The organism is Pseudobutyrivibrio sp., assembly GCF_015057185.1.
GTDB lineage: Bacteria > Bacillota > Clostridia > Lachnospirales > Lachnospiraceae > Pseudobutyrivibrio.
Genome location: NZ_SVEV01000042.1, coordinates 1 through 18699, shown reverse-complemented (window position 1 = coordinate 18699; position 18699 = coordinate 1). Strand labels below are relative to the sequence as shown.

General features: G+C 39.9%; 14 protein-coding genes. 10 read left to right on the top strand and 4 right to left on the bottom strand.

Translation table 11 applies throughout. From position 1 onward, the window contains the following. Positions 1 to 530 precede the first annotated feature (530 nt). The 6 genes from E7276_RS13810 (at position 531) to fsa (ending at position 7078) form a co-directional block, all read left to right on the top strand. Positions 531 to 2174, top strand: a complete 1644-nt coding sequence (locus E7276_RS13810; protein WP_294218805.1) for a peptide ABC transporter substrate-binding protein — start codon at positions 531 to 533, stop codon at positions 2172 to 2174. Positions 2175 to 2289: 115 nt separating this feature from the next. Further along, entirely contained in the window at positions 2290 to 3225 is a 936-nt protein-coding gene (locus E7276_RS13805; RefSeq protein WP_294218801.1) for an ABC transporter permease, read from the top strand. 1 nt (position 3226) lies between these two features. After that, positions 3227 to 4267, top strand: a complete 1041-nt coding sequence (locus E7276_RS13800; RefSeq protein WP_294218798.1) for an ABC transporter permease — start codon at positions 3227 to 3229, stop codon at positions 4265 to 4267. Between the two features lie 10 nt (positions 4268 to 4277). Next, a complete protein-coding gene (locus E7276_RS13795; RefSeq protein ID WP_294218796.1) occupies positions 4278 to 5363 on the top strand; it encodes an ABC transporter ATP-binding protein in 1086 nt (361 codons plus the stop codon). Next, complete coding sequence (locus E7276_RS13790) at positions 5347 to 6282, top strand: ABC transporter ATP-binding protein (RefSeq protein ID WP_294218790.1); 936 nt, start codon at positions 5347 to 5349, stop codon at positions 6280 to 6282. Before E7276_RS13795 ends, E7276_RS13790 begins: the two co-directional genes overlap by 17 nt. Before the next feature lie 139 nt (positions 6283 to 6421). Then, positions 6422 to 7078, top strand: a complete 657-nt coding sequence (gene fsa, locus E7276_RS13785) for a fructose-6-phosphate aldolase (RefSeq protein WP_294218787.1) — start codon at positions 6422 to 6424, stop codon at positions 7076 to 7078. A 638-nt stretch (positions 7079 to 7716) separates the two neighbouring features. On the opposite strand, the gene E7276_RS13780 is transcribed toward fsa, so the two are convergent. Beyond that, positions 7717 to 8259, bottom strand: coding sequence for a glutathione peroxidase (locus E7276_RS13780; RefSeq protein WP_294218785.1), 543 nt, complete (start codon positions 8257 to 8259; stop codon positions 7717 to 7719). Positions 8260 to 8553: 294 nt separating this feature from the next. Here E7276_RS13780 and E7276_RS13775 point away from each other — a divergent pair, with 294 nt between their 5' ends. Then, positions 8554 to 9759 carry a 2-hydroxyacyl-CoA dehydratase family protein gene (locus tag E7276_RS13775; RefSeq protein ID WP_294218782.1) on the top strand — a complete coding sequence of 402 codons (1206 nt, stop codon included), beginning with the start codon at positions 8554 to 8556 and terminating at the stop codon, positions 9757 to 9759. Further along, complete coding sequence (locus E7276_RS13770) at positions 9759 to 11300, top strand: 2-hydroxyacyl-CoA dehydratase family protein (RefSeq protein ID WP_294218779.1); 1542 nt, start codon at positions 9759 to 9761, stop codon at positions 11298 to 11300. Before E7276_RS13775 ends, E7276_RS13770 begins: the two co-directional genes overlap by 1 nt. A 5-nt stretch (positions 11301 to 11305) precedes the next feature. Here the strand turns inward: E7276_RS13770 and E7276_RS13765 are convergent, their stop codons facing one another. Continuing rightward, the gene (locus E7276_RS13765; RefSeq protein ID WP_294218777.1) at positions 11306 to 13852 is read right to left on the bottom strand and encodes a heavy metal translocating P-type ATPase; all 2547 of its coding nucleotides are present in this window, start codon (positions 13850 to 13852) and stop codon (positions 11306 to 11308) included. 10 nt (positions 13853 to 13862) lie between these two features. After that, positions 13863 to 14198: a metal-sensing transcriptional repressor gene (locus E7276_RS13760; RefSeq protein ID WP_294218774.1), complete on the bottom strand. Its 336-nt coding sequence runs from the start codon at positions 14196 to 14198 to the stop codon at positions 13863 to 13865. 255 nt (positions 14199 to 14453) lie between these two features. On the opposite strand from E7276_RS13760, the gene E7276_RS13755 reads away from it, so the two are divergent. Then, entirely contained in the window at positions 14454 to 15173 is a 720-nt protein-coding gene (locus E7276_RS13755; RefSeq protein WP_294218772.1) for an N-acetylmuramoyl-L-alanine amidase family protein, read from the top strand. A 195-nt stretch (positions 15174 to 15368) separates the two neighbouring features. Here the strand turns inward: E7276_RS13755 and E7276_RS13750 are convergent, their stop codons facing one another. Continuing rightward, entirely contained in the window at positions 15369 to 16592 is a 1224-nt protein-coding gene (locus E7276_RS13750) for a DUF4317 domain-containing protein (protein ID WP_294218769.1), read from the bottom strand. 320 nt (positions 16593 to 16912) lie between these two features. Between E7276_RS13750 and asnS the strand changes: the two genes are divergently transcribed. Next, positions 16913 to 18313, top strand: coding sequence for an asparagine--tRNA ligase (asnS, locus tag E7276_RS13745; RefSeq protein ID WP_294218766.1), 1401 nt, complete (start codon positions 16913 to 16915; stop codon positions 18311 to 18313). The last annotated feature ends 386 nt before the right edge of the window (positions 18314 to 18699 follow it).

The window sequence follows — 18699 nt, the reverse complement described above, 5'->3', positions numbered from 1 at the left end:
ACTTGCGTCGCCGTCCTAGCGACGCATGCCAATATATTGATAATCCAGCTTTTATTTTTCTAGGTTCATTCCAAAATCGCCCAATTCCCCCTGAGCCTGAGTTGTACTAAATATAGTTTTTTGATGTCCGCCCATAAAATACCTTTTTCAAAATTGTACAGACATGAGAAAGACACATGCTAATTAAAGATGCGAGTCCTTGCATATTAGGAAAACAAAATATTCTTGCGAGGTTTTGCAGAGGGGGCCGGGCAGGCTGGAGGGGCGGCGGGCGCCGGATGATTATAAAAGTGGAGGCTGGCAGCAGGGGGCTTTGGAGCATGAGAGGAGACAGAGCCATAGGTGTTTGGGCGGCTATCATGTATTGATTTAATTTATAAGTGGCTATAAATAAAATTTTAATAAAAATTTAATTTTCCTCTTTACAGTGATAAAGTGTTGATGTATAGTTTAGTACATCAGTACAATGAAGTGCTAAATTGGTAAAGCGTCATTGTATTTTTTTAGCAAATAATGAGGAGGAGAATGACATGAAGAAAAGACTTCTTGCCGCTGTTCTTGCAGCTACAATGGCTGTTGGAATGGCAGGTTGTGGCGGTGGTTCTGATACAGCTACTACAGGTTCTAGTAGTACAGCATCTACATCCACAGACCTAAATGTAATGATTGAGACACCTGTTGAATCACTTGATCCTCAGCAGGCAACAGATGGTACCTCTTTTGAGGTAATTGCAGATTACACAGACGGACTAATGCAGATGGACAGCGAGGGTAATCCTGTAAATGCTATCGCAGAAAGCTATGAGGTATCAGAGGATGGATGTACATATACATTCAAGCTTCGTCAGGATGCTAAGTGGAGCAATGGTACAGCAGTAACTGCAGCAGATTTCGTTTTTGCTTGGCAGAGAGCAGTTGATCCTGAGGTAGCTTCAGAGTATTCGTATATGCTTAGCGATATTGGACAGATTAAGAATGCAGCAGAGATTATCGCAGGCGAAAAGGATAAGAGCGAGCTTGGTGTAACAGCAGTTGATGATAGCACACTTGAGGTTCAGCTTAATGTTCCTGTTTCATATTTCTTGTCACTTATGTATTTCCCAACATTCTATCCAGTAAATGAGGAATTCTTTACTTCATGTGGTGATACATTTGGAACAAGCCCAGAGACAACACTTTCAAATGGCGCATTTGTTTTAGATTCTTATGAGCCAGCTGCTACTGCATTCCATCTCACAAAGAATGCTGATTACTATGATGCTGATCGTGTTTCTCTTACAGGACTTAACTATCAGGTTATTCAGGATTCACAGACAGCTCTTATGAGCTATCAGAATGGTGATTTAGATATCACACTTGTAAATGGTGATCAGGTAGAGCAGGTTTCTGCAGACCCAGAGTTTGCAACAATCGGTGCTGGTTACCTTTGGTATGTAACTCCAAATATCAAAGAGGTTGAGGCACTTCAGAACCTTAATATCAGACTTGCACTTACAAATGCTATCAACCGTGTAGATGTAACAAGCCAGCTTAATGATGGTTCACTTCCAACATACACAGCTGTTCCTAGAGATTTCGCTTCAGATTTCTCAGCTGATCAGGATAAGTATACTGCTTATTGCGCTGATGATGCTACAGCAGCAGCTTCATATTGGGAGACAGGACTTAATGAGTTGGGTGTTGATTCAATTACACTTGAGATGGTAGTTGATGATGATGATGCTCCAAAAAAGGTAGCTACAGTTCTTAAGTCACAGTGGGAGTCAGCACTTCCAGGACTTACAGTTGAAATCGTAACAGAGCCAAAGAAGCAGCGTGTACAGGATCTCCAGGATGGCAATTATGAGCTGGGACTTACAAGATGGGGACCTGACTATGATGATCCTATGACATACCTTGGTATGTGGGTAACAGATTGTGCTAATAACTATGGCTTCTGGTCAAATGCTGAGTATGATTCAATCATTGCTGAGTGCACAACTGGTGACCTTTGCACAGAGCTTGATGCTCGTCGTGAGAGATTGTATGACGCTGAGCAGATTGTAATGGAGGATGCAGTTATCTTCCCTATTTACACAGCAGCAAATGCAACTCTTGTAAAGGCTAATGTAACAGGAATTGATTTCCACCCAGTTGCATTAAACAGAGTATTTAAGGATACAGTTAAGCAGTAAAAGCTTTTGATTAATTCTGGGCCATGCTTTAAAGTGTGGCCCATTATTTCTTTAAGAAGTGGGAAAAGATATTTTCTTTTTTCTTAAAGAAATATTTTTTAAAGGAGAAAGTGAAGTGAAAAAATATATCTTAAAGAGAGTCCTAACTTCTATTGGAACTCTTCTGGCCATCATTCTTGTGCTTTTCATTCTTATGCATTTAATGCCAGGTTCGCCATTCAATGATGAAAAGCTTTCAGATGATCAAAGAGCAGTTCTCTATTCAAAATATGGACTTGATCAGCCGATTGTAGTTCAATTCGGACATTACGTAGTTAACATGTGCAAGGGGGATTTCGGAGTTAGCTACAACATATCAAAGAACACCCCAATTTCTCAATTGATTGAGTCGAGACTTCCAATTTCAATTGGCATAGGCTTCTATGCTGTTGCAAGAGGTGCCGTTATAGGTCTTATTTTAGGTCTGATTGCAGCACTGAAAAAGGATACGATTTTGGATACCATATGTACTATTATTTCGGTAATTGGCGTATCGGTTCCTTCCTATGTTTTTGCCTTGGGGCTTAGCTATACTTTGGGCTTTAAATGGAAGGTATTTCCAATGCTATATAACTCGGCAGATGCATTTAATTCAAGTGTCATGCCAGCAATTGCCCTTTCAATGTTCACCATGGCTTCAATTGCCAGATTTACTAGAACAGAAATGATAGAGGTACTTGGTAGCGAGTATATGCTTCTTGCGGAGAGTAAGGGGTTAAATGGAAGAAAGCTTATTTTCTCACATGCCCTTAGAAATGCATTGATACCAATTATTACAGTATTGGCACCACTTATTGTTGATTTGATGACAGGATCACTTGTTGTTGAAAAGATTTTTGCAATCCCTGGTGTTGGCAGCTTGCTTGTAAATGCTATTCAGTCAAATGATTATAATGTAGTAATTGCATTGAGCTTTATTTACTCAGCTATGTACATAGGCATAATGCTTGTGGTTGATATTCTATACGGAATCATTGATCCAAGAATTCGTTTGGGAAAGGAGGGAGACTAGTATGAGTGATATGACAACATATATCCCAACTGAAGAAGATTTCAAGCTTAAGAACGATTCAGAAGAGCTAGGTTTGGACTCTAATTTTGCCTCCCAGAATTTTTGGAAGGAAGTTGTAATTAGATTTTTCAATAAGAAAAGCGCAGTTATCGGTTTGATTCTTATTGTACTTATTGTGATTTTCGCTGCAATTGGTCCTGGTATGAATGACTATACCTACGAGGGCATGATTCAGGAAGAAAAGAATTTGGCACCTAGAGTTTCATGGCTTGAGGGCCTTGGAATATTTGATGGTACTGAGACAATGGCTACTTCCGTAGGTGATGTAGAGGTCAATAAATATGAAGAGGGTGGTTTTACTGATACCTATTATTGGTTTGGTAGTGATATTTATGGCCGTGACCTTTGGACTAGATGCTGGGAAGGTACAAGAGTTTCTCTCATAATTGCAGTTGCTGCAGCACTTATCGATATGATTATCGGTATGAGCTATGGTCTTATCTCAGGCTTCTTTGGTGGCAAAATCGATATGGTTATGCAGAGATTTCTTGAAATCTGTAATGGTATACCACGTTTGGTTATTGTTACATTGCTTCTATTAATATTAAAGCCTGGAATGCTTACAATCATTTTTGCCTTGCTTTTAACTGAATGGGTTGGTATGAGCCGTATCTCTCGAGCAGAGATGCTAAAGCTCAAGGAGCAGGAGTTTGTACTTGCATCTCGTACTCTTGGTGCTAGTAGCTTCTTTATCATTTTCAAAGAGGTTCTTCCAAATATTGTTGGACCAGTTATCACTCAGGTTATGTTCTCAATTCCTACAGCTATTTTTACAGAGGCATTCCTTAGCTTCGTAGGTCTTGGAATTCCTGTACCAAAGTGCTCCCTTGGTTCGCTTATATCTGATGGATATAATTCATTTACAACACATCCATATCAGATAATACCACCAATCATTATTATGGCTTTACTTATGCTTAGCTTTAACCTACTTGGTGATGGACTTCGTGAAGCATTCGACCCTAAGATGAAAGAAATGTGAGGAACTAAAAATGGATGAAAAAATGATTTTAGATATTCGCGACCTTGATATTTCTTTCAAGACTACAGCAGGTATGGTACATGCTATTCGCGGAATCAATATTGATTTGGAAAAGGGAGAAACTGTTGCAATTGTTGGTGAGTCAGGTTCTGGTAAATCAGTAACCATGAAGGCTGCAATGGGAATACTTGCAAAGAATGCAACCGTAAACTCAGGAACTATTGAGTTCAAATATGAGAATGAGGATGGACCACAGCAGGTAGATATCCTTACTAAGGATAAGAGATGGATTAGAAAACATATAAATGGTAAGCGTATTGCCATGGTATTCCAGGATCCAATGACTTCTCTTGATCCTACTATGACAATTGGTAAGCAGCTTATGGAGGGCTTACTTTGGCATTTTAAAATTTCAAAAGCAGAAGCTAAATTAAAGGCGACTAACCTTCTCAAGGAGGTTGGAATCGAGGATGCAGAGAAGCGAATGAAGCAGTATCCACACCAGCTTTCAGGCGGTATGAGACAGCGTGTAGTTATAGCTATTGCTTTATCCTGTGATCCAGACTTATTAATCTGTGATGAGCCAACAACAGCCCTTGATGTAACAATTCAGGCAAAGATTATTGAGCTTATTAAAAGAGTGCAAAATGAGCGTGGTATTTCAGTAATTTATATCACACACGATTTGGGAGTAGTTGCTAAGGTTGCTGATTATGTAAATGTAATGTATGCAGGAAAAATCGTAGAAAAAGGTTTGATTAATGAGATTTTCTACGACCCACGTCACCCTTATACATGGGGACTTCTTTCTGCAATGCCGGATTTAAATACTGATGATCCACGTCTTTATACAATACCTGGTTCGCCACCAAACTTATTAAATGAAAAGCCAGGTGATGCTTTTGCTCCTAGAAATCAGTTCGCTCTCGAAATTGATGACAAATTAGAGCCACCAATGTTCCAGGTTTCAAAGACACATTTTGCTGCAACATGGCTATTGGACGAGAGAGCACCAAAGGTTGAAATGCCTAAGGAGCTTAGAGAAAGACTTGATAGAATGAAGAAGGAGGCATTGGAATATGGCAGTGAATTATAATACAGAGCCTCTTTTGAAGGTAGAGGGATTAAAACAGTATTTCCCTGTAAGCAAAACCTTTACAGTTAAGGCTGTTGAAGGGGTTTCATTTGAAATATATCCAGGTGAAACCTATGGTTTAGTTGGAGAGTCTGGTTCAGGAAAATCCACCATTGGACGAAGCATAATCAGACTCTATAATCCAACAGATGGAAAAGTAACATTTAACAATGTTGATATTAGTGGAAAACTCGGAAAATCAGACAAGGAAATGTTAAGAACACAAATGCAAATGATTTTCCAGGATCCAATGTCATCTCTCAACCCTAGAAAAAAGGTTGGAGATATTATCGGAGAAGGTTTAGATATACATCATACTTATAAGGACAGAGCTGACAGAGACAGACAGATAAAGGCTATTCTTAAAAAGGTTGGTCTTGCACCTGAGCATATTTCTCGTTATCCTCACCAGTTCTCTGGTGGACAGCGTCAGCGTGTAGGAATTGCCAGAGCTCTTATCATGAATCCAAAACTTATCATTGCGGATGAATGTATCTCTGCCCTTGACGTGTCTATCCAGGCACAGGTTGTTAACCTTATGAAGGACATCCAGCAGGAGACTGGGGCAGCATATTTATTCATTGCCCATGACCTTTCAATGGTAAAATACATCTCAGACAGAATCGGAGTTCTTCACTTAGGTCACTTATTAGAAACAGGAACCACAGAGGAGATTTTCTCTAATCCAATACATCCATACACAAAGAGCCTACTTTCTGCAATCCCTGAGCCAAACCCTATTTTGGAGAAAAATAGAATGTCTGAATCTTATGATTACAAGACCTCTGGTATTGATTATAACAAGGGAACAGAGCATCATGTAGATGGTACACACTTCGTAAAATGTACAGATGAAGAGTTTGCTGCATGGGTAAAGTAGTAGGAATTTTACCACGAAAATGTAAAATATTTTACATTAATTAATAATAAATAGATTGAATTTACTAATCTAAAGAATTAAAATTCTATCGTGAGATAAAATTGTTAGCTGGATTTAATCCAGTAGTAAGGAGAAGAAAATGAAGCTATTTGTTGACACAGGTAAAATTGAAGACATCAGAAAGGCAAACGAGCTTGGCGTAATCTGTGGTGTTACTACAAACCCATCATTGATTGCAAAAGAGGGTGGTCGTAGCCAGGAAGAAATTCTTAAGGAGATTGCATCTATCGTTGATGGACCAATTTCTGGTGAAGTTAAGGCTACTACAGTTGATGCTGAGGGCATGATCAAAGAAGGTCGTGAAATCGCAGCTCTTCATCCAAATATGATTGTAAAAATCCCTATGACTCTTGAGGGACTTAAGGCAGTTAAGGTTCTTTCAGCAGAGGGAATCAAAACTAACGTTACACTTATTTTTACAGCTAATCAGGCAATACTTGCTGCAAATGCAGGTGCTACATACGTATCTCCATTCCTTGGCAGACTTGATGATATCAACATGCCAGGTATCGAGCTTATCCGCGACATCGCAGATATTTTCGACATCTATGGCTACGAGACAGAGATCATTGCAGCATCTATCCGCAACCCAATCCACGTACACGATTGCGCACTTGCAGGAGCAGATATCGCTACAGTACCATACAACGTAATCGAAGCAATGGCTAAGCACCCACTTACAGATGCCGGCATCGCTAAATTCCAGAAAGATTACATCGCAGTATTCGGAGAGTAATTACAGCTACTATTTATAGCAAACTTACATCACGGCGCCCCGCCGCCAAGAGCCACCAGCCACCAGCCCCGTCCAGGGGTCCCGCAACATTTTCGCGGATATTATAGTTTTTCAATATGCAAATAGTGAGCATCATGCAAGTGTCTTTTGAAGAATGAACTATTTTGAAAAATGTTAATTATGGTGCGGACTCTTTTAAGTATTTATATAGTACTTCTAAGGGTAATGGGCACCTTGGTTCATGCTCCGTTCGCAAAGTAAAATTAAAAAACAGGTTTTACATATATAGTCACCGTGCTTTATACAACATCGTGTTGCGTGTCGCACTTGCGCCGCCGTCCTAGCGGCGCATGCCTATATATTGTAAAACCTGTTTTTATTTTACTAAGCTTACTACAAAATCACCAAGGTGCCCCTTACCCTAAGAAGTACAATTATTTCCAAGATAATGTGTCCGCACAATAAAAACATTTTTCAAAATTGTACAGACTTACAAAAGACACTTGCCAATGAAAGATGCGCAACTTTGCATATATGAAAAACATAATATCCTTGCGAAGTTGCGGGACCCCTGAACGGGGCTGGTGGCTCTTGGCGGTGGGGCGCCGTGGCTTAAAGCTCAAGAATAGTAGCTGTAATTACATAAGGGATGCTACGCATTCAGAGACCTTCTTCATGTTAGCGGTTGGCTCGAAACGTGCAACTACGTTGCCTTCGCGGTCAATGATGAACTTTGTGAAGTTCCACTTGATCTCAGGATTGTTCTTGTAGTCCTTGTCGATTTTCTTGAGCATTGCGCTCATAGCAAGAGCTGCAGGGCCCTTTCCAAAGCCCTCGAAGCCTTTCTGAGACTTGAGATATTTGAAAAGCTCGATAGCTGTCTCGCCGTTAACGTCAGCCTTTTTCATCTGTGGGAACTGTGTATTGTAGTGAAGCTGGCAGAACTCATGAATTTCATCATCTGTTCCTGGTGTCTGACCTGCAAACTGGTTACAAGGAACGTCTACTACTTCGAAGCCCTGTGCGTGATACTTCTCGTAGATTTCTTCGATATCTTTGTAGTGTGGTGTGAAACCGCAGCCTGTGGCTGTGTTAACAACCATAACAACCTTGCCCTTGAAATCAGCCATAGAAAGCTGCTCACCATTTGTCTGTTCAACTGTTAAATCATAGAATCCCATTTTGTTTTCCTCCTAATAAATGTGTGTTTGTAGAATAGGTTTGTTTTTATATTTGATTGTGCTCAATTGAATTTATATTTAGATTGTACGCAATTAAATTTTGTTTGTCAACACTTTTTTGAAAAAATTAAATTTGCTTATGTCCTTTGGGGTTTGTTACAATATTAAAGATAGGCTAAAGACGTGGAGGAAATGTGTCTTGAATCATAAAAAATTCCAAAGGTTATTTATAAATTCAACATCGATACTCCTGATAAAAAAGAATTTAAATTTTTAGTCTGAGAGGAATAACAATTGAAAGATCTAAAACATTTATATTATTTCGAAAAGCTACTTGAGGATTCATATAATGACTTGGATAGGCAGGCAAAGGAAGCAGGTCAAATTGCTATCGGCCACGTTTGCTTCCAGATACCAGAGCCACTATTGAATTTACCAGGCTGTTTTTCAGTTCGACTTAGAGCCCCTCGTACAGGTTCAATAGAAATGGGAACCTATTACATGAGCTCTACTTTATGTGAAGCATGTCGTGCCTATTTAGAGCGAACAATCGAGGGCGGCTTTAATTTCCTGGATTGTATTCTTGCGCCAGACGCTTGTGCGCAAATGAATAGATGCGTAGAAAATATAGAGCATTTGAATTTGATTCAAAAGGATTCATTTTTCGTGACCTATGCAGATGTTCCAATGAAATCTGATGAAACTGCCCTTAGACATTATGTTAAGCAAATGAGAATTAGAGTTCTAGAGCCTTTGCATGAGCATTTTGGTATAGATATATCTGATGCTGCATTAAGAAGGGCTGTAGCAGAGCAAAATGAGATTAGTAGATTGCTTACAGAAATAGGTGAATATAGAAAAGAAGCTAATCCTAGAATTACAGGATATGAGTTTGCAGTTCTTTGTCTTGCCAGCTATTGCTGTCCTAAATCTCTTATAAAAGAAAAGCTTGCAGAGACTGCCGAGGAGCTTAAGACTCGAGAGCCTGATGAAAAGAATAACTATCGTATTCGTGTGGTAATGGTTGGTTCAGAAGTAGATGACCCTGAGTTTATTAAATTGGCAGAAGAATGTGGGGCCCTTGTGGTTGCTGATAGATTTTGCTTCGGTTCTCTGCCAGGCAGACAAGAGATCGTTCTTAATGATAGTGAGGATGCTCTTACGCAAATTTGCCGTACATATCTACAGTGGGGTAAATGCCCTCGCTTTTTCAATCAGGATAAAGTCATGGAGCGTAGAGAGTATGTTGACCAGCTGGCTAAGGATTACCATGCGGATGGCCTAATATATGAGCAGATTAAATTCTGCGATTACTGGGGCTATGAGAGAGCAGCGGCATTTCATATTATGGATGAGGAATATGGATATCCAGTATTATCAGTAGATAGACCTTATGCTGTTAGAAATTCTGGACAGCTTCGCACTAGAATCCAAGCCTTTGTTGAACGTGTAGAATTGAAAAAAATAAATAAAGAAAAGAATGATAGGAGGGCACAGTAATGGGAAAAGCATATGGTAGCGAGCCCTTAGGTAAAGTTTTGTATTCTGGCAAACGTCCTAGAAGACGTCGTGAATGGCGAGGCTTTAGGGATACATGGTATGACTATACACGTTGGCTTTACTACATATTTATTCTTGCAAAGTTTATGATGAAGCCTAATAATTTCAAGGGCTTCTTTAGATACAGATGGATGAGCAACTATCTGGCTGTTCCTGACTTTATGGATAGACATACAGAAGGCTTGAGAGGTACAGCTCTTAGACTCGCTCATGAGGGCATTGGTCTTATTATTATAGATATGACTATTTCTCTTACAGATATTTTCAAGGCTGATCCAGAAATCGGAAACGATGTAGAGCTGTCTAAAAAGATGGTTGTTTTCGACGAGAATATGATGAGTACTCTCATGGGTGGCTTTAGAAATCTTAAGTGGGTTAGCTACGAGGTTCCAGCTATTTATACCAGCTCCTTTATGTGTCAGGACGGAGTAATGCATTATGTGGATAAAACTCACGAATATGGAGTTCCTAGTGATGTATGCCCTATGCCAGCAGCAGAGCTTGGAGCAGCCCTTGATGATGATTTGCCAATGATAGGTGCATGTGCTATCCAGTGTAATACTACCTGCGATGGTAGCTTGATGGGTGGTGGCCTTATGGCTCGAAGCATGAAGATTCCTACTTTCCAATTGGCAGCTCCTATTCGTCATAGACAGGAAAGTGTTCAAGAGTATGCAGGTGAAGAGATTCTAGGTGCTATACATTTCATTGAGGAGCATACCGGCGAGAAATATGACTGGGATTATCTCTTTGAGAATATGTCCAGATTTAATGATGAAACAAAGGAATTCTTAGAGTGGTTAGAGATTAATAAAACTCCATATCCACAGCTTCTTGGCGCTACTTTAGGATTCTACCGCTATGGTGTTTATATGGCTGCTGGCGGACGTAGTCCAGTATTCCTTGAAACAGATAAAAAGATTACAGCTCTTGCAACAAAGGCATATAACAATAGAGAGATGGCATGTAAGGAGTATCGCCACAGAGCTATCCTTTGGGGAGTACAGGCAGCATATTACACTGCATTTCCTAACTGGCTTATGAATTGTTGGGGAATTGTACCGATTAATGATATGTTGTGTTGTGTTTCAACTGAGATGGTTAGCACTACAGACAAACATCAAGCATTGCTTGATTTAGGCTATCTTTACGAGAACATGATTATGAGAAACCGTTCAAACGGTGGTTATGAGACAGGCGTGGAAGACCTGTTTAGAATATGCGAGCAAATGAATGCAGACATGGTAATCATGTATGTACACATTGGTTGTAAGGCTATGTCTGGTTATCATGGTCTATTTGAGGAAGAGGCGAGAAAACGCGGAATTCATTGGATTTGGGTAAATCATAATCTAATGGTTCCATTGGATGGCACACGTCGCGATATGCGTACCGAAGTAAATCGATATATGCGTACCATCCTTAAGGAGGAACCAGTAGATCCATCTCTAGAGGATTTCGATGATAGCTTATGTTGGTAAGCTAATTATTTAATACCGCAGTATTCATATCCAGCGGATTCTACAGCAGCTTTGATATCAGCTTCTGAGACTTCGCTGGATGTTTTTATAACTACTAGGTTCTCAGCATGATTAGCTGTAGCTTCTTCAACACCCTGAATTTTCTCTAATGCTTCCTTTACATGTGCTTCACAATGAGCACACATCATTCCCTTAACTGTAATTTCCATTTCTAAATTTTCCTCCTTAGTTTCTGTATTAATCAAAGGCTCATGGCCGATTGAATTCTTAAGTGGTTTATCCTTTAAATGATTATCCATTTTAAATAGATTTAAGCGAAGAGCATTTGTAACAACGCAAAAGCTTGAAAGGCTCATTGCCGCAGCTCCGAACATAGGATTAAGTGTCCATCCAAAGGCATGAACATAGGCTCCAGCAGCAAGTGGAATACCAATCACATTGTAGAAGAATGCCCAGAATAGATTCTCATGGATATTCTTTAATGTGGCTCTACTAAGTCGTATTGCCGCAGCAACATCTGAAAGTCTGCTCTTCATTAAAACTACATCAGCTGCATCTATTGCAACATCAGTGCCAGCGCCAATTGCGATACCAATATCGGCTCTAGTTAGTGCTGGTGCATCATTGATGCCATCTCCAACCATTGCAACCTTGCCGTGCTGCTGAAGCTGACGGATGACAGCTTCTTTGCCATCAGGCTTAACGCCGGCGATAACTTCGTCAACACCAGCCTCTTTAGCAATAGCCTTAGCAGTTTTTTCATTGTCGCCAGTAAGCATTACCACGTGTATTCCCATATTCTTAAGGTGGCTAATTGCTTCAGGAGAATCCTCTTTAATTACATCTGCAACTGAAATTACGCCTAGCAATCTATCGCCCTTTGCAAAGAAAATAGGAGTCTCTCCATGCTCTGCCATTTTTTCTGCTAAATCCAAGGTATCTTGTTCAACAGGGAAGTACTTTTCAATTAATTCTAAATTGCCAGCGTAAATTGGCTCTCCATCTAATGTAGCTGTTAAACCACTACCTGACAAAGCTTTGAAATCTGAGACTTCGGCAGGCTCCATTGAAAGCTCCAAACCGTATTGGACTATAGCCTTTGCCAGTGGATGCTCTGATTTATTTTCGATAGCAAAGGCAACTCTAAGTAAATCAACGTCATCCACACCTTCGGCCTGTAAAATACTGATAACTTTTGGCTCACCCTTTGTGATAGTACCAGTTTTATCAAGGGCCACAATCTGTACCTTTCCAGTTTCTTCGAGAGAAATGGCTGTTTTAAACATAGTTCCATGCTTTGCACCCATTCCATTTCCAACCATTATGGCAACTGGAGTAGCCAGGCCAAGAGCACATGGACAGCTAATAACTAATACGGAGATTGCTCGTGCAAGGGCATATCCAAAGGTCTGACCCACAAGCATCCATATAATGAATGTAATAGCTGCTATTAAAAGAACAGCTGGTACGAATATGCCTGATACCTTGTCAGCAATTTTAGCAATTGGTGCTTTAGTGGCAGCAGCATCGCTAACCATTTGTATAATCTGGGATAGAGTAGTATCCTTGCCAACTCTAGTGGCCTGACAAACTAGGTATCCATTCTCATTAGTGGTTGCAGCAGAAACTGAATCACCAACTGTTTTGTCAACAGGAATACTCTCACCAGTAAGAGCAGACTCATTAATGGCACCATTGCCTTCGATTATGATTCCGTCTACAGGAATATTGCTACCAGGCTTTACTACAAATTTGTCACCAATTTTAACCTGCTCGATTGGTACTTCAACTTCATTTCCAGCCTTGATGATTACTGCAGATTTTGCTGCTAGCTTCATCAAATCCTTTAGGGCATTGGTGGTGCGACCCTTTGAAACTGCCTCAAGTAGCTTACCAACAGTAATGAGGGTAAGAATCATGGCAGCAGATTCGAAATAAAAGTCGTTCATAAGCTCCATGACAAAAGTTGTATCAGCATTCAACTGAGCAACTGTCATTGCAAATAGTGCATAAACACTATATATAAATGATGCAGCAGAGCCCATAGCAACTAACGTATCCATATTAGGAGCCCTGTGAATAAGTCCTCTGAAACCGCTAATGAAAAATCGCTGATTTATTACCATTATCATTCCAGAAAGAATCAACTCATACAGTCCCATGGCAATATGGTTGCCATCAAGGAAAGCTGGGAGTGGCCAATTCCAAAGCATATGTCCCATTGATACATAGAGCAGTGGAATTAAAATAATTAATGATGCAATCAGGCGATTCCTAATTTTAGGGGTCTCTTTATCTATTAAGGCATCCTCATAGTTTGGCACATAAGAGTCGTTGGCAGAATCAGTGCCCCCTGCTTTGAGGCTGGCTCCGTAGCCTGCGTTCTCGATAGCCTTAATTATTTCGTTAGGATTGGCAGTCCCCTCAACACCCATTGAGTTGGTTAGTAAGCTTACAGCGCAGCTTTCAACACCGGGTAATGCACTAACAGCTTTTTCAACTCTGGCCTGACAGGCGGCGCAGGACATGCCGGTAACATTATATTGTTCCATTAATAACACCTCACTTCATAAGCTTTTGCAATGCCTTAGCAAGCTCGTCTACAACCTCGTCATTGCCGGCTTTTATATTGTCAGCGACACAGGTTTTGAGATGATTGGAAAGAAGGACTTTATTAAAACTATTGAGGGCAGAACTGATAGCCGAAACCTGCATAAGGATATCAATACAGTAGCAGTCATTTTCAAGCATTCCCTCAACGCCGCGAACTTGACCTTCGATTCGCTTCAGACGATTCATAAGATCCTTCTTTTCTTTTTCCTCTCTATCTTTGTGCTTGCCAGTGCAGCAGCAACATTCATCTGTTGTATTTGCTTCTAAATTGTTATTATTTTCCATTTAGACTCCTTATTTATATGGTAAATAAATTAAAATGAATACCCTTAGGGGGTATATTTTTCAATCACATAATATACCCATAGGGGGTATGTGTCAAGTGGGTAAAAACCTTTTCAAAGCTATTATTAAGAATTACAGGGAAAAAACCTAAAATATTCTGATTTTATTTACACAATAGTGTGGATTAGACATAATTTGTTCACATTTTTTGACGATAATATTATTAGCTAAATATGTAAGAAGGGAGTGATTTACATGAGAAAAACAACAAGAGGTGCTAAGAAATATCTTGTAGTAATGCTCCTACTATGTTTATGGGTTACTAACATTAATATAGTTATGGCAAAAGAGAGCAGCACACCAAAGGTTATTGTTATCGATCCAGCTTTTCAGGAAAATACGGATGATACTAGAGAACCTGTCGGACCTGGTGCTTTCACTACTTGCGAGAGTACTTCAACAGGTAACACTGGAGTATCAACGGGCTATCCTGAATACGAACTTACTTTGCAGGTATCACTAAAACTCCAAAATCAGTTGGAGGAAAGTGGCTATACTGTATTGTTAACCAGAACAACAAATGATGTTGATATTACAAACAGTGGTCGTGCCATGATAGCAAATATGGCTGATGCTGATTTGTTCATCGTTGTAAGCGCAAACGACAGTAAAGCAGCTGGCGTTGAGGTCGTTTGCCAGTCAGATGACAACCCTTACAATTATGGAAATTATAGTGACGGAAGATTATTATCAGATGCCATTTTAGGTTCTATGAAATCTAATTGTGCTGGAAATGAAGTGGTTGAAGATGATGAGAGAGCCGTTATGAATTGGTGCCAAAGTCCAAGCACTGTAGTAGAAGTAGGCTCCCTTGAAAACGAAGACGACGAGGCTAAGCTGGTAACTGACGAGTACCAAGAGACGTTGGCTCAAGGAATCGCAGCTGGCGTAGACAGTTATTTCGCACAGAGATAAAATAAAAACTCACTGTATTTATCAAGCTCTATGTGTTGCATTTTGAAGAGTATAGCGAAAAAGTGATGTTAAAAACTCTTTTTAACATCAGGAGACCAGCGGTCGACGAAAGCGATTTCAAAATGCGACATCATAGGCTTGAGAAAGTAACAGTGAGTTTTTTTATTGCTTTATATTGTAAGAAATACTGTCATACTAGATTTCTTCTCCGTTGAGCATAAATGTCTCGTCTGGTTCGATTGGTACGCAGATACATTTCTTGCCATCTACGAAGGCTGTTGTTACGGAAGCGGCCTTGTCCTCGGAAACCTTTACTACGATGTCAGGTGCTTTACCTTCGGAGGTAACGCCTGTAACTTCTTTTAATTGCTTTGTTAAATCAACAACTCTTTCCTTTAAGACATTTTTCTCAACACGAAGCTCGTTATTCTTAAGTGCCTTTTCATCTAAGAGCTCATCTGCAAGTGGAAGAGCTTCTTCAAAGAAATTCTCGAAGTGAGCCTGAATTCGCTCTACCTTTAAATCAGGAAGTCCTGAATCTGTAAGAATATTTGCAACATCTTGTGGCTCGAGTATGATTGGCTCATTTTCTCCTAAGCGCTCTGTTTCAACAGTAATGAAATCAGATAGATTCTGCTGAATATCAAGCTTCTTTTCGATAGTTTCTTCTGTTTCCTCACCGAGAGCCTGATCTAGCATATTGTTAAATGCAGCCTTCTTCTGAGTTGAAGTCTTTTTAGTGCCACAGCCTATGCAGTTCTCCCAAAATTCAACATGAGGTTCCTTTGTATTTTTAGTGTATGCCAAGCACGCATGTAAATCAGTTGTACGCTCTGTGAAGCATGGGAAAGTAAATGCTGTATCAACAGGACCAACTACCCAGTCACGAAGTCTAGCACCGATTCTGTTCTCATCCTCACGATATCCAAGTCCTGGCTTAGAAAGGGCAACAGGACAAATAGCACAGATGATGTATTCGTATACTTCTTCTGAATCATCAAGTGTTAAATCATCAGATGTCTTAAGTGGAATATCGTAGGTATCATGATAAAGAAGAATCAGGTAATTTCCTACAAAGTCATAGGTCTCAATAATACGATTGTAGTATTCGATTAAAAGCTTCTCGTCCTGAAGTCGTGTCTCGCGAAGCTTCATTAATAAATCATGACCGCTGCCTTCAATCTCAGTTTCAGGATCAAATGGAAGCTCAAGCAAATTGTTCCCTATTGTACCGGAAAGAGACTTGTTGGCAATCTCTAAATATTTATGAAACTCCTCATCATCAAGATTTAAAAATGTCTCCTTGAAGGTGAGGACAATGTTTTTTTCTGCATCTACATAGCAACCTACCATTTTATCGAAGTTGCAGGAATCCTTTTTAAAACGACGTTTAATCTCGTTTACTTCTTTTTTATTCATTTAACTCTCACTCCTGTTTCATATTGTAGCGTCTCTTATTATATGTTTGAAAAAATTGGATAGCAAGGCTTGACATTGATTTGTCAAATAACTATACTTTAACACAATAAAGGGGAACAATTATGTCACGTATTTTCGTAATCAACAACAATAATAATAACAACAATAATTCCGTGAATAATAATCAGGGGATTTAATTTTATTGTGTTGATGAGATTAGAAGATTGTTCCAATAAGTAAGAATTAGACAGCCTCATCAAGCGCAAGTTTGATGGGGCTTATTTAATGCCAAAAAGTATTAAGTTTTAAGGAGAAAGAAAATGAGCGTTAAAACTACAGACGTAAGAACACTTTCAAGAAATTTCAAAGACTATGATGGCAAGGAAGTAACAGTAGCTGGATGGGTACGCAACATGCGTGATTCAAAGACATTCGGTTTCTTAGTACTTGCAGATGGTACATTTTTTAACCCAGTACAGGTTGTATTTAATCAGGAAAACATCGACAACTTCGATGAGGTTCGTCATTTAAATGTTGGTGCAGCAGTATATGTTACAGGTACTGTAGTAGTTACACCAGATGCTAAGCAGCCATTTGAGATTCAGGCAACTAAGGTTGTAGTAGAAGGAAAGTCTACACCAGATTATCCAATCCAGCCTAAGAGACACACAATGGAATATCTTCGTACACAGACACATCTTCGTCCACGTACAAACACATTCCAGGCAGTATTTAGAGTACGTTCTCTCTGTGCTTATGCTATTCACAAGTTCTTCCAGGAGCGTGATTTCGTATATGTACATACACCACTTATTACAGGTTCTGACTGTGAAGGTGCTGGTGAGATGTTCCAGGTTACAACAATGGATCTTAACAACATCCCAAAGACAGAGGATGGCAAGGTTGATTTCTCACAGGATTTCTTCGGACATGCTACAAACCTTACAGTTTCAGGTCAGTTAAATGGTGAGACATATGCGCAAGCATTCAAGAACATCTATACATTTGGACCTACATTTAGAGCAGAGAACTCAAACACTACACGTCATGCAGCAGAGTTCTGGATGATTGAGCCAGAGATTTCTTTTGCTGACCTTGAGGATGATATGATTCTCGCTGAGGATATGCTTAAATTTGTTATCAACTATGTATTAGAGCATGCTCCAGAGGAGATGCAGTTCTTCAATAACTTCATCGACAAGGGATTACTTGAGAGATTACAGCACGTTGCAAACTCAGACTTCGGACGCATCACATACACAGATGCTATCAAAGAGCTTGAGAAGCACAACGATGAATTTGACTACAAGGTATCATGGGGCTGCGATTTACAGACAGAGCATGAGAGATACCTTACAGAAAAGATTTTCAAAAAGCCTGTATTCGTTACAGATTATCCAAAGGAAATCAAAGCTTTCTATATGAAGCTCAACGAAGATGGCAAGACAGTTGCTGCTATGGACTGCCTTGTTCCAGGTATCGGAGAAATCATCGGTGGCTCACAGCGTGAGGACGATTACGGTATTCTCCTTAAGAGAATGCATGAATGCGGCCTCAAGGAAGAAGACTACCAGTTCTACCTTGACCTTCGTAAATATGGTAGCTCTCGCCATGCAGGATTCGGACTTGGCTTTGAGCGTTGCGTAATGTACCTCACAGGAATGGGTAACATCCGTGACGTCATCCCATTCCCACGTACTGTAGGTAACTGCGACCTTTAATTAAAAACGCCTGTTACGTTAACAAGTCTATGATATTGTATTTTGAGATCGCTTTCGTCGACCGCTGGTCTCCTGATGTTAAAAAGAGTTTTTAACATCACTTTTTCGCTATACTCCTCAAAATACAACACATAGACTTGTTAATTACAGGCTCACTTAATATCCGAGGCAATCGCTTGCCTAGATGGCGAGTCGCCATGTGGATATATAACCTGTTTAGATGAGCCCGTAGTGAACAAGCTATTAGATTTCTCAAGCGAGACATGTCGTCGAGCGGAGAAATACTAATGCTTGTTGGCGTAACGGGCGGACTTGGAGGAGAATATGAGCAAGATTTACATCCCAGAGGGTTATGCGTCAGCGCTTGACCTCAAAGAGACACAGAT

What these genes read in the sequence shown, in the direction of transcription:
- E7276_RS13810 (WP_294218805.1), top strand. Translation starts at nt 531, where the DNA reads ATGAAGAAAAGACTTCTTGCCGCTGTTCTTGCAGCTACAATGGCTGTT.
- E7276_RS13800 (WP_294218798.1), top strand. Translation starts at nt 3,227, where the DNA reads ATGAGTGATATGACAACATATATCCCAACTGAAGAAGATTTCAAGCTT.
- E7276_RS13795 (WP_294218796.1), top strand. Translation starts at nt 4,278, where the DNA reads ATGGATGAAAAAATGATTTTAGATATTCGCGACCTTGATATTTCTTTC.
- E7276_RS13790 (WP_294218790.1), top strand. Translation starts at nt 5,347, where the DNA reads ATGGCAGTGAATTATAATACAGAGCCTCTTTTGAAGGTAGAGGGATTA.
- fsa (WP_294218787.1), top strand. Translation starts at nt 6,422, where the DNA reads ATGAAGCTATTTGTTGACACAGGTAAAATTGAAGACATCAGAAAGGCA.
- E7276_RS13780 (WP_294218785.1), bottom strand. Translation starts at nt 8,259, where the DNA reads ATGGGATTCTATGATTTAACAGTTGAACAGACAAATGGTGAGCAGCTT.
- E7276_RS13770 (WP_294218779.1), top strand. Translation starts at nt 9,759, where the DNA reads ATGGGAAAAGCATATGGTAGCGAGCCCTTAGGTAAAGTTTTGTATTCT.
- E7276_RS13765 (WP_294218777.1), bottom strand. Translation starts at nt 13,852, where the DNA reads ATGGAACAATATAATGTTACCGGCATGTCCTGCGCCGCCTGTCAGGCC.
- E7276_RS13760 (WP_294218774.1), bottom strand. Translation starts at nt 14,198, where the DNA reads ATGGAAAATAATAACAATTTAGAAGCAAATACAACAGATGAATGTTGC.
- E7276_RS13755 (WP_294218772.1), top strand. Translation starts at nt 14,454, where the DNA reads ATGAGAAAAACAACAAGAGGTGCTAAGAAATATCTTGTAGTAATGCTC.
- E7276_RS13750 (WP_294218769.1), bottom strand. Translation starts at nt 16,592, where the DNA reads ATGAATAAAAAAGAAGTAAACGAGATTAAACGTCGTTTTAAAAAGGAT.
- asnS (WP_294218766.1), top strand. Translation starts at nt 16,913, where the DNA reads ATGAGCGTTAAAACTACAGACGTAAGAACACTTTCAAGAAATTTCAAA.